Here is an 11,660-nt window from a genome sequence, read left to right on the forward strand (position 1 = left end):
TCGATCATATTTTTCTGTTTCTTCTAATGGGTGAGATCTGTTTTTGAGACGGCTTTTGCATAGGGGTATATGCAGAATCAACTCCTGCATACATCCCATTATTCAATCCGCAGATCCTGGATCACCATCATCGGGGCGTCCGTCGGGGCGTCTATGACAATGCGCACGGCTTTTACCGCATGGGCCGGGGATACGGATGCTGTACCATCCGTATAAGGAACAGCATACTCAAAATGTGTCCCGTCATACGACAGTTCCAGGTGTCCGTGCTGAATCGGGAACAGGCCCAGCATCGGCATGCCTGTGACCGAGGTGATGGTTTTGCATACCAGCGGCGAGGCAAATACAAAGGTCAGGTTATCGCCTGCCCTGGCATTGGGCATGCACGAAACGGTTGTGCTGAAGTCATAATCCGTCAATGGCAGGGCATTGTGTTGCATCAGCGGCATATTGACGATAATACCTGTTTCCGGGGTCAGGTAAGGCAGGCGTTGCATGCTGACCTTTCCTGTTGAGGCTTTGCTGCTTTGCATCTCTGCCCGAAGCGTATATTGTTTCGTGGCGTCATAGGCCGGGACAACCAGGCGATAGCGCCAGCTCCCCTTCGTAATATTTCCCAAACGGGCTGAGGATATGGTAATGCCATTCTCCAGCAATTCTACCTGTTTCACCGAAAAGGTGTTGTCCAGGGTATCCGGGGTAAAGGCAATATCCCAACTGCCTGCCTGGTCGAAGACGGGATTGATATTCCAGGCTTGCTGGGTCATACCGGTGGCTGGCTCCATCGTCCATTCCCCGGCAGCCACCCGTACGGGCTTGAGTGGGATGCTGGCCAGCGAGGCGCTGTAAAATGTCCGGCATTGTACTGAATCCGGGAAACGGGTGGCAATGGAATCCCGGTATATGGGTGATGCTACGGTGGGGATACTCCCATCGGTTGTATAGCGGACCTCTGCCCCCGGATAGGGTGGCACAACGGTGACATAACCCGAGCGGTACCATACTTCCGGTGGGGGTACTCGGAAAGCGATATTCATGTATTTCATCCGCTCAAAATGGGTGTGGGTCAGGCGGGTATAGAAATCTCCCCAATTCCTCTCGCCCTGGGGCGTCCACCCGATTTCTGCGAGCGCTGCGATACGGGGATAGGACTGGTATTCCATAAAGCGGGGTGGCTTGTTCAATAGTTCCGACCACAGTGCCCCCTGTACGCCTTTTACATAATGAAACGAAGCATCGGGAAACAGGTTATTTTCCAACGGATTAAACGAGTATACCTTCTTTAGAGATACAATGCCGGCCCAGTCATGGCCCCGGTCATTTACCGATTGGGCCATATCAAAATAGAAATAGCTTCCCATCATCAATACCGTGGGGTAATGGCTCATGGCTGCCTCCGAGGCCTTGGCCGTCGAACGCCAGGCATACACTGCCGTAGTGCTATCCAGCTTCCCTCCGTCCATGATCTCATCCCAGCCGGCCATCCTTTTGCCCAGAGAGTGCAGGATGCCTTCCACCCGTTGCATAAAATAGTGTTGCAGTTCCATCGCGTTGGTCATGTGTTCCTTCTTCATCAAGGCCCGGCACCGCGTACAGTGATCCCAGTAATACGGATTGACTTCGTCTCCCCCGATATGGATGTATTTGGAGGGGAAAAAGGAAGCGACTTCCTTAAGGATCACTTTTAGCATTTTATAGTTTTGCTCGTTTCCCACACACCATACGTTGGGATCGCGCCAGTCCCAGTTAGCTGTAGCGCGTGAACCTTTCTCTAGGAAGGCCGTATCGGGCTTGCACAGGATTTGGGGATAGGACACTGCTACTGCACGGCTGTGCCCCGGAATATCAATCTCAGGAATGATTTCCACATTGCGCTGTGCGGCATAACGGACCACTGCCCGGATCTGTTTTTGTGTATAATATCCTCCATAGCGCTTATCTCCGGAACCGTATGCCGGAGGCAACTGCTCCTTAGGCCCGCGCCATGCCCCTACACTGGTCAGACGCGGATAATGTTTGATCTGGATGCGCCAGCCCTGGTCATCTGTCAGGTGCCAGTGGAAACGGTTGATCTTATGCATCGACAGCCAGTCGATATATTGCTCTACCTCCGGTACATCAAAAAACTGGCGGGAGACATCCAGCATCATACCGCGGTAACGGAAACGGGGATAGTCGGTTATGGTAACACTGGGCATCTTCCAGGCAATACCCCGCGCCAGCGTGTCGGCATATACCTGGGGTGGCAACAGTTGCAACAGCGTCTGGATGCCATTAAACACTCCCCCGCGGTCTTTGCCCGTAATGGTGGCTCCTTGCTTGCCTACCGTCAACCGGTAGCCTTCCGAAGGCAGGGTAAGCCCCGGATCTATCTGTAAAACAATGTGGTTGGTCTCTCCTTCTGCCGCCCGAACCTTCAGGTTATAACCCGTAGAGGAATGCAGCTTATCTCTTAAATACTCCCCTAGCTCTTTCTCCGATCGCCCGGCTACTATAGCTGTCGACCCCGTTAACTCAAAACTGCCCTGTAGCTCCTGCACCTGAACCGGACGGGGTATCAATGCAACTGCCTGCTGCCCAACTACATCCACCGTACAAAATACAGCAATGATCATTATATATAACTGATTCATACTTCTCCTTTCCTTCTTAATTCAATTTAACTTCTACATTAACAAATCAACAAATCGGATATGCTTACTTGTAAACACCAAGCCTCCAACTTTATATGCTATCACAATCGCATTATAACGGTGAACTGTTAAAAAATTAATTGTACCCAATGATATCCAAAACTTTCCTCATTTTTCCATTAATCGGAATAGAAATGTTCTTAACAAATTCTATCATATTTCTCCAATGAGGATCTTTAGGCGAGTACCACATCTTTTTATCAAACTTACCGTGATAAGCTTGAAATCCAATGTTAGGGGTTAACAAAGGACCAACAAATAAATTTCCTTTAAAAAAATTATTTGTAGCCTTGCTCTTATCAAAGGCCTTGGTAGGCTCTTCTACATAAATATAATTATTCTCAAAATATGTACTATCCGAATAACCACTCCAATTATCAGAACATATAATTCTCTTATCCATATCATTAAGTCTTTTCTTTTTTGTATAAATGATATTATGTTCAATTTTACTATTTTCGGTTGGCCCTGTAATATGGATAATCGGAGAAAAAAACTTAGACATTCCTTTTACTATATATTGTCGAATGCCGTCATTAATACTAATGTTATAGCTGACAATAGTACCTCTATTCCCAATGCTAAACTCTTGAGGCCATCCCCCTGAGTTGCACAATAACAAAAAGCCTCCTGCATTGTTAAAGCTTAGATTATATTGAAATAATGAATTAGTGCAATTATAATCAGAATCAAAACCATATCCATCTACTTGGGAATTTTGATCACTTACAATATTATACTGAATTACTGCATTATCGCAAGACCATGGCCAGATGCCATCACAAGCCTCGGTAGGAGGTAATGTTTTAGGACAATTCTTTATAATATTATATTGAATCAAAGGCGCCTCACATCCAACAGGAACAATGCCATCTCCGGGTACTCCATCTATAATATTGTGTTCTATTATTATATGGGTGCTTGGAAACCAATACTTGCGAATCCAGTTTCCCCACATCATAATTCCATTACGTTGAGAATCTTTGATATAACAATTTTTCACTGTTAACCCATCAAAACACGAAGGAATAGAATCAGGTCCATTTCCACTTACGGATTGTAACATTATAGCCTGTCCGGCTCCTACTTCTTTATTGTTATATCCATCTCCTTTATAAAGAGAACCATAGATATCGTGAATATACAAATTCGTAATTAAAATATTTTTAGCTTTTCCATAATTATGAAGATCAACTAATAAACCAGAAAGATAAGGACGAGGTTTAAGCCCTTTGTTTGAAATTTCTAAATCTCTGATTACTATATTCTCAGAATTATAAACATGTACCATTTCTAAATATGATCCATCTCCTTTTAAATAAGGTTTTTTATCTCCTCCATATTTTCCTATCACAATTGGTTGATTGTTAGCTCCTTTGGCTGAAATACATAAAGGTTCCAAAAAAACATCACCCGATTTTAATAAAATACTATCACCTGGTTTAATAACTATTCTTTTAATCATATACAAGCTTCTCAAAGGACTTGTGGATGATATGCCAGAGTTATCATTTTTCCCCCACCGTGAGTCAAAATAATAATTTGTACTTGTACTATATTGTATCCATAATAAAGAAAACAACAGTAATAATATGATCTTGCTGTGCAGTTTATTTCTCATCATAATTCAAAATTTTAGTTCATAATAGTTTAATATCGTGCTTCAATAAATTCAATGAAATTATCCTCACTATCTCTTTGCTAAAATTATTTCCATATAAATGCATGAAAGAATTCCGGCTACAATACCTTAAGCTTATAGTTACACTGGGAAAGACTGTATTTGATATTAATTTTGTCAATTAAAAATCATAGTTACCAATCATCTGTCCTAAAAGATGAAACCGGTAGTCCTCCAGTACCAAATAATTCAGCTTTTACATAATCTTTAAATGCATATCGTACTGCAATAGGATGTGGTACTAACGGACAACTAACTACAACAGTTCCGCTGTCAGTATTGATATAGGCATGAGCCTTATAAAACACTTTATTGTCCCCTGCGATTTCAAATAGGGTTAACTTCTTTCCGTAACTAGTAAGCCCATTAAATGTTTTCGAAAAATATATAATAGCCTTATTCCCTATCACATTCATATGATCATATTCTGGACTCTGAAATTCAAACCCTTGTCTCCCATATGTTTTTGCCAATGCTAACAACGCCAAACGATTTCCTACTTCTTTTTTATGAGAAGGATGAATACATAAGCTATCTCCAATATCTAAAAGCACAGCCATGCCACTATTAGGAATTAGCTTCTGAATCTTTACCTGTGATTCGCGTAAATACGCAGAAATATCTGGCCATTGAGGTGTAAAAAAATTCCATTGTTTATAATCATACGGAGCTATTTGTGCAAAATAAAAAGGGAAATTACCTTCCTTCCATAATTTACGCCAGTCATTGACCATAGCAACTACAGAAGGCGCATATCGAGGCACATTGAACACATTAGATTCGCCCTGATACCAAATTAATCCCTTAATACCATAGCCCACAATAGGAGAAATCATGCCATTAAATAATACAGTAGCAATATTATTAATGACATAAGAAGTACTATCACTAAAAATCGGGATTTTAATATCTCTAAATTCACTGCAAGCTGTTGGAGTCATCCACGCTTCTACATTTGAACCACTAAAGCTAGCATTAATAATTCCAATAGGAACATTTAATGATTTATGTAATCTATCGCTAAAAAACCAACCAACAGCACTACAATCACCGGCATTCTCAGATGAAGCAACTTGCCATTGAACATTGCGGACATTAGATTGTGGTTTAAAGGCCGCCATTGTTGGAATATTAACAAAGTGAATCTTTTTATTATTGGAATTCAGGATAGCATCATTAGAACCCAAAACAGGTTGACAATAATATCCTTTTAAAGGCATACTCATATTTGACTGACCACTGACCAGCCAAACCTCTCCAATGTATACATTCTTAATAACAACATTTTCATCCCCACTTCTCACATGAACGAGAAAGGGACCTCCTGCATGAGGAGTATTTATCAAAGCACTCCATCTTCCATCTTTTTGACTTATTGAAACATAAGTATGATGATCCCAAGAGGTAGTAATAAATACTTTATGCCCATTTCGGCACCAGCCCCAAATAGGAGCTTTAGTTTGCTGCTGTAAAACCATGTTATCGCTAAATAAGGCTTCAATCTTTAGATTATGAGGATATGCTTGCTGTATAAAAAACACAAAAATCAATCCTATAAGAAATCTCATGTTGTTCATTCTGTTATGTGTATAATACGTTCTCGTTGTATTTCAATATTTTTTATCTCCATCTTCCCATAATCACTAACCTTTGGTGGTATATCAAAAAATATTCTTTGAGATGGACGTAATGGATAGATTATCAAACGTAAATTGTCGCCTTCCGGAGGAGGATTAAGTCGCTGCAACCCTATGTGCCATGATTTGTTGTTATTAAAGTCATCCGCGACCAATCTGTAACCATTATAAAGTTCAGCACGATCGCCAATATATCTAATATGAACATAAAATGCATTTAAACTATCTAAAATGCCATGCGGTATCGCTAATGTCCACTCTCTAAAATTCGGACAAGTTAAGTTTGAGGCATAAATAGGAGAAGGAGCAATAGTTGGACGTTCAGGACGATTATATGCGGAAAAAGAGGTCGGCATTGTATACATATCAGTTGTCAGCCATGACAAATCTGTCGAAAAATCTACTCGATCCGCATTACTATATTCTACAATAACCCTTGCTGCAAACTCCTTCTTCCCTACAACAAAAGGGAAAGCAAGGAAAAGCATGTTATCCCCTTTAGTGACGTATCCTGTTATGTCAATAGCATTTACTTGATTAGATCTTATTTTTTGTTGTACCCATTTACGATTAATATTTAATTGACAACAAGTTTCAGGATAAATATATAATGTCACCTTACGAAAAGAAGATGGATTACTTAAGCTAAACTCTTTGAAAAAAAAACGATGATAACGCTCCATATAATCAGGTATTTTTTTAAAATCACCTGATTGTAACCACTTTGAATCAGCAAACAATGAATGAGTAGTTAATTGAATATGCGTATTTTGTTTCTGAGATGAAATATTGGAGTGGATAAACACCTCTTTCTGTAAATGATATAACGAAACATCTCTTTGGGTAGAAAGAGCCCATATATTATTTCCGTTTAAATAAAGGCTTGCGTTTGAAATATAGAATTCTGTTCTACCATCTCGTTTGAATAACCAAGCATGCTCTGCATCACGCTCGTTAAGCACAATAATATGCTCCACATCTCCATTCTTAGCTTTTAACGTAATGACGCAATCCTTGCTCGGAACAAGGTTGGAAATCACAATTAAATTTCCCTTTTTTCTCGTAACGCCGGTAGAAGTTGTTACAGTTCGAATAGTTCTATGATCAAAAGCAAACTCAGGTTGAATTTTATTATTCTGAAAGAATATATAAGAGTTACCATCTTCACAAAGCAGCTGCGCGGTAGCATATTTAAGTATAATAGAACCCATGCTGAAATTCATTGGCCAAACGAACAAAGTACTATCTGGAATATCAATCCCTTTTGAGGGAAAGACAAGAGTTTCGTTTGAGAACTTCACACAGAATTGTCTATGTAATAAAATCTTTTTAGGTACATATCGACAATAATTAATTCCAAAAAGAAACCCGGATGTATTATTCGAACGCACAGCTAATTGTAAACTATCATGGGTATTGTGATAAACTACCGGTAACATTGGGGCTAATCTATCACCAAAATCATTGAGAAAATAGTTAATCTTTTTAACTTGAAAGTATGAATCAGAGAGTTCTCCAGACTCCTTAATAGCAGCTTGAAAATCATATGACTTAACAGGAAGACGACTCCAACCTCCAGTTTCTTGTCGCTCTTCCTCAGTTGAATGGAGTAGACCGTGAGGATTTGTTCCTCCTGCAAACATATAGTAACCAACTAAATTACTACCAGACCCCAATTTAGCCAAAACCATCCCTAATCCATCTATTGGATTAATAGTTAGTCGCCGATGATATGTATTCTGGACGCCAACACCCATTTCACATGTAAAATAAGGGTAATTATCATAATTCATATACTGTTTTTGGTTAAGCGGATTATTCCCAATATGTTTATTGTCACGAAAAAAATCAAACTTAAAGTTCCAAGGCAATACATCTTTATGTACACTTTCTAACCACGGTTCATCTGCATATCCTCCCCACATTGGGATAACTTCAAAGGGAGGCACTGACCCGCCACCCCACCCTGTAACTGTATATAAAGGGACATCCATGCCTAATTCTTTTACAATTTTCTTCAACCATAAAATATGAGCTTCTCCCCTTTTTTCAAACCAATATTCATTCTCAAGTTGAATCCCTATAATATTTCCACCATCTTTATAATATAGTCCCTTTAACTGTTTTGCAATTTCTCTAAAATACTGTTTCACATAATGTTGATATACTACATCATTGGAACGGTTTATTAAGTATGTTTTGCTGAGAATCCAATCTGGAGTGCCACCGTTTCTAACTTCTCCATGTGACCACGGGCCTATACGTAAAAAAACATTCACACTATCTTTCTGGCATAATTGTACAAACTTTCTTATATTTTTTTCATGTCTCCAGTCAAACTGACCTTCTATTTCTTCGTGATAATTCCAGAAAAGATAAGTAGAGATTATATTGATCCCACATGCTTTCATTTTAAGAATACAATCTTCCCATTGATTCGGCTTAAGCCGCGAAAAATGGATTTCTCCCATTACCGGTATTACAGGTTTACCTCCACAAGTCATATATAAGCTATTAACCTGAATCCTTTCTTTTCTAGTTCCTGAATTACCCATTTTTAAACGTCCTATTTCAGGTACCCTCATAACATTTGATGCATCAATCTTATATTGTAGTTGTGACATGCAATTAATAGGAAAAACCACCAATAATAAGATAGTTATGAAGCTAAAACTGAAGGTGAAAATCCTCCGACAAAACCCTATAATTAACATATGGCTTCTTTCTCTTTTGTATGTATTTCTCATATACATTTCATCCATCTTGAGTAGTCCAATTAATCTATGCAGTATTGCTGCATCACTATTTGCTATAATTCTCATTCTTAACCATCAAACATCAAGATTACCATTTAAACACACCTCACTCTCATACATAACAAATTGTTGTTGAGTATATATACATTATTCCTCAAGTATAGGTTCCGTACAAATGAAGTGAAAATCATTCACATCTATAACGCAACAGTAGAAAAGACAATAGAGATATATGGTTACACATAAATAACCCTATAAAAAATATTTACCAATGATCTGTCCTGAATGGAACAAGCGGTAATCCATTTATATCAAATAAATTAGGCATGGCAGCGTTGGTAAAACAGTAACGTACTGCCACTGGGCACTTCACTTGCCTGGCGCTTACTACAATTGTGCCGTCCTTCTGTATTTCTGCTTCTGCAGAATAATACACCTTATCTTGTCCGGCAATTTGAAAACAGTGAATGGTTTGCCCTCTGAATGTAAGCTTTCTAATAGAAGCAATAGTAAGTATAGCTTTGTTTTTTTTAATTTTCATGAAGCTAAAATGAGGTTGATACGCTTGTAATGAATCTGCATTGTACATCTCTGATAACACTAAATTTGATAATCGTTCAGCAACCGCACGTTTGAGCTTGGGATGGATATTGGTTGTATCCTCCACTAAATCCCCAATGGTAATCATACCTGTTTTCGGCAAGGATAAAGCCGTAGCTTGCTGTTCTCGAAGTAATGCCCCATTAATACCTTGATAGCCACTCCAAGGAGCAATTTGTATAAAATAAAAAGGGAATTCATTGTGAAAGCTTTTGCGCCAACTTAAAATCAAAGCTTTAAAAAGTGATCCATAATATTGTGGGTGATCAGTGTTTGATTCTCCTTGATACCAAATATTTCCAGCAATTTTGTAATTTACAATAGGATTTATCATAGCGTTGTAAAGAACTGATAAAGCTACTGGGGACCAAATCATCGGTAGAATATCATCTCCTAAACGTTGCAAAACAGTATCTTTAAACACATACTGCGGAATCCAAGACTGTATGCAGGATCCACTCCAATAAGAACCAATAAGCCCAATAGGTTGCTTAAGGTATTTATACAATTCACTGCCAAAGAAATAACCAATTAAGCTAAAGTTCTTCATAGAAGTTGAATCACACACCACCCATTCGCCTTTACAATCAGCAGAGGGATAATCGTTGAATCCCTGCTGTATTTGAAAAAAACGAATAAAATTATTTTTACAAGACTGAAGTATATCTCCAGCATCCAAATCGCCCCAATCATAACTAAATGCCATATTAGATTGTCCGGAACACAACCAAACATTTCCCATCAACAAGTCTCTAATAATCACTTTTTCATTGCCACTGAAAAATTCCATAGAATAAGGACCTCCTGCTTGTGGAGTTTTAACTGTTACCTTCCAAGAACAATCTTTACATGGCATTGCTGTAATAGTATCAGTAGGACTCCAGCTACATACAATCTTCACAGGGATAGTACACGCTGCCCATCCCCATAATTTCACATTAGAATTAGCTTGCATTACTGCATGGTTACTTAAAATAGATGGCAATTTCAAACTTGGTTGGGCGACAACTAATATAGGCAAAGACACAGACAAAAGGATAAAGATAAATCGCTTCATTGACACAGCAATACTATATTAAAATTCTATGAATAAACACATTAGTTACATCACACATATTAATTTGCATTTCTATAAAATCGATAAGATGCTGTTATTTCATCAAAGACATATATTAATAACAAACATCTTATCGACACAACACACTCATCAATAAAACAGCACAATATCTATTCTAAAAACCACAATTTAAAGGTCGTCACCATTTATATAAAATATTGCATTTCTATTGATTCGTCGCTAATAATTTAATATGATTATCCGCAAAGCGACCTGTTATAAATTCTGGATTTGAAATCGGTATTGTAATTTGCAGCGGCAAACACTAATCTATCGAACATCTTTTCCCCGAAATATCTTCGGTTGAACTTATAGCAGAACTCATTGAGATAATATTGTAAATACTCTTTTTTAAGCTGGTGGTGCATATCAAGTAGTAAACGTTTCACGTTTGCAATACTGATATGAACCCATGGAAGTATCTTCTGAAGGTCTTCTGGTTCAATAACCTGAGCCTTTTGAGACTCCACAGCTTGATGTAGCTTAAAAAATGTTTTTGAATCATCGGTGGTTAATTCCGCCTTTGAATCAATTTGTTCTTTGACAATTTCAACGGCAGTGTCAGCTCTTAAATCAGGCACTACCTGCATTTTAATGTGGTTTATCTTTTTGGGCTTTTTACCCGGTTTTGGATTTTCAACCACAATGCTTTCTGTCATTACAAGGACTTTAGACTTATTCTGACTGCCTGCACCACGTTTTAAGTTCTGTTGCTTACAGTCATCACTTATCAGAGTGGTAATAAAAGCATTGTCAAGTTCTATTTGTCCCGAAAGCTGATATTCATTGTCGCGTTTACCCATTATGTCGCTCAATTTCTTGTGCATTTCCCAAATGGGTTGATAGCGTTTATGTCCCAGTTGCCGTTGCAACTCGGAAGCCGAAAAAGATTTTTTGGTACTGGTCAAAAGGTGCATGGCAACATACCAGTAACGAAAAGGGAGTTTAGAAAATTCTAATACTGTACCCCTTCGTATGGACTGGCGATGATGACAATGCGTACACTCGTAACGTAGCTTGTTTTTAAGCCAAATATGTTTTGTGCTGCCGCATTTTGGACAAACAATACCGATTTGATCCCGTTGCGCCTTAAAATGCGCAATACAGGATTCCTCATCGGGAAAATTTAGAATGAAATTCAAGAGATTCATAGCGTGTATTTTTACTGTTGAATAC

6 protein-coding genes are annotated in these 11,660 nt (G+C 38.8%); all 6 read right to left on the reverse strand.

Features of this window, described 5'->3' with window-relative positions; translation table 11 throughout:
- Nucleotides 1–98: 98 nt before the first annotated feature.
- Entirely contained in the window at nucleotides 99–2,615 is a 2,517-nt protein-coding gene (locus FHX64_RS03390; protein ID WP_183412425.1) for a beta-N-acetylhexosaminidase, read from the reverse strand.
- Between the two features lie 154 nt (nucleotides 2,616–2,769).
- Nucleotides 2,770–4,317, reverse strand: coding sequence for a right-handed parallel beta-helix repeat-containing protein (locus tag FHX64_RS03395; RefSeq protein WP_183412426.1), 1,548 nt, complete (start codon nucleotides 4,315–4,317; stop codon nucleotides 2,770–2,772).
- Between the two features lie 191 nt (nucleotides 4,318–4,508).
- Nucleotides 4,509–5,942 (reverse strand): sialate O-acetylesterase, encoded by a 1,434-nt coding sequence (locus FHX64_RS03400; protein ID WP_183412427.1) that lies wholly within the window; start codon nucleotides 5,940–5,942, stop codon nucleotides 4,509–4,511.
- Between the two features lie 5 nt (nucleotides 5,943–5,947).
- Nucleotides 5,948–8,635, reverse strand: coding sequence for a beta-galactosidase (locus FHX64_RS03405; protein ID WP_246392290.1), 2,688 nt, complete (start codon nucleotides 8,633–8,635; stop codon nucleotides 5,948–5,950).
- Between the two features lie 397 nt (nucleotides 8,636–9,032).
- A complete protein-coding gene (locus FHX64_RS03410) occupies nucleotides 9,033–10,424 on the reverse strand; it encodes a sialate O-acetylesterase (protein ID WP_183412428.1) in 1,392 nt (463 codons plus the stop codon).
- A 257-nt stretch (nucleotides 10,425–10,681) separates the two neighbouring features.
- The gene (locus tag FHX64_RS03415; RefSeq protein ID WP_183411871.1) at nucleotides 10,682–11,635 is read right to left on the reverse strand and encodes an IS1595 family transposase; all 954 of its coding nucleotides are present in this window, start codon (nucleotides 11,633–11,635) and stop codon (nucleotides 10,682–10,684) included.
- Nucleotides 11,636–11,660 lie beyond the last annotated feature (25 nt).

This window comes from Microbacter margulisiae (assembly GCF_014192515.1).
Classification (GTDB): Bacteria; Bacteroidota; Bacteroidia; order Bacteroidales; family Paludibacteraceae; genus Microbacter; species Microbacter margulisiae.